This window comes from Thalassotalea sp. PP2-459 (assembly GCF_001913705.1).
GTDB classification, from domain to species: Bacteria; Pseudomonadota; Gammaproteobacteria; order Enterobacterales; family Alteromonadaceae; genus Thalassotalea_C; species Thalassotalea_C hakodatensis.
On the sequence record NZ_MKQD01000005.1, the window covers coordinates 1 to 848 of the forward strand.

The 848-nt window shown below is 43.6% G+C and carries 1 protein-coding gene; it reads right to left on the reverse strand.

The window, feature by feature from the left end; all coding sequences use genetic code 11:
• Positions 1-311 precede the first annotated feature (311 nt).
• On the reverse strand, positions 312-848 hold a 537-nt coding region (locus BI291_RS00175), incomplete at its 5' end, for a transposase (RefSeq protein ID WP_074495186.1).

Below are 848 nucleotides of genomic sequence, written 5' to 3' on the forward strand. Positions count from 1 at the left end.
GGCGTTGGTATGACTCTCCACGTCAAGTTAAACCATAAAGATCTCTGCTTTTTTTCGAGCCATAATCTCTCTCTTATCAAGTTGAGTGAGTTAACGCATAGATGAAGCAAGTAAATTCGTCGGTTATCATGCTGATATTCGTGGATTATTAACCTTTCGGTTAACAGTGCCTACCTTACTTGTTCCGTCGTGACACCTGATTTCAGTCTATGCTCGTGGTTCAATAGCCATTAGGCTATTGCCATCCTAACGCCCTCGGTTGTTGTGCCACTCCCGATGCTTGATCCAATGCGCTAACTCAATACTTGTGTTCATGCAGGTAACCTTGAAATACGTGTACGTGGATCTATTGGTGTTATCACAACTTCCCGTGATATCGCCCAAATATACGCGATCATTTCTCGCGCTATTGCAGTAACCACTACATTGCGGTGTTTACCTTTTTGCATGAGACGTTGATAACGACGACATAACCTAAGTTGAGCTTGCCAGGCAATATCAACGATTTCTTTGCTTAACCCTTCTTGCCGTTTTTGAAGTTCTGTGGATATATTGGCTTTGTGTTTGTAGGTTTGAGCACTTTCAATCAATAACCGTCTGGCTCGACCATTGCCGCACTTCGTTATTTTTCCTAATCGTCGAGTATCACCACTAGAACTTTCACTTGGCACTAACCCAAGGTAGGCCATTAACTTTCTGGGATGATCAAAACGTCGTAGATCCCCTAATTCGGCAATAGTGCCCACGGCAACTAACATACGTACACCGCGCATGGCTTGAATCGCTTTTACAACAGGGTAATAGCGCCATTGTTTCACTTGGTGTTCAAGTTCGTTCACTAAACGAGC